This window comes from Vibrio sp. YT-19(2023) (genome assembly GCF_033337395.1).
In genome coordinates this window covers 1-644 of the sequence record NZ_JAWOQN010000634.1, presented here as the reverse complement: position 1 = coordinate 644, position 644 = coordinate 1, and the positions used below count along the sequence as shown (strand labels likewise).

Annotated in this window: 1 protein-coding gene; it reads left to right on the top strand. The window is 50.5% G+C overall.

From position 1 onward, the window contains the following. Positions 1–644 (top strand): molybdopterin dinucleotide binding domain-containing protein (locus tag R7E78_RS27585; protein WP_318058812.1); only part of this gene is annotated, 644 nt, incomplete at both ends.

Sequence of the window (644 nt, the reverse complement as noted above, 5' to 3'; positions counted from 1 at the left end):
CGTTTCGAATGTAAGCCAATCTACGACATCATGTCTGGTGTGGCGAAGCGTATGGGCGTGTTTGATGAGTTTACTGAAGGTCGCACGCAAGAAGAGTGGCTGCAATGGATGTACGCTCAGACCGTCAAACAAAACAACGATCCAAACCTGCCGTCTTACGATGAGATGAGAAAGCAGGGCATCTACAAGAAGCAATTCGACCGTCTACACGTGGCGTTTGAGGACTTCCGCCGTGACCCAGAAGCGAATCCATTGCCTTCGCCATCAGGTAAGATTGAGATCTACTCAGAGACCCTCGCGCAGATCAAGGAAGAATGGGAACTGGATGAAGATGAGTCCATCACACCATTGCCAGAATATGTTTCGACATTCAACGGCTGGGATTCGCCAGATCGTAAAAAGTTCCCACTTCAGCTAACGGGCTTCCACTACAAATCGCGCGCGCACTCAACGTACGGCAACGTGGACATCCTAAAAGCAGCAGCGCCACAAGAGCTTTGGATCAACCCGATTGATGCAGCGTCACGCAACATTGAAAACGGTGATTTGGTGAGCGTTCGTAGCAAGTTCGGTGAAATGAACGTTCGCGTAAAAGTGACCCCACGCATCATGCCGAATGTGGTTGGCTTAGGTGAGGGTGCATG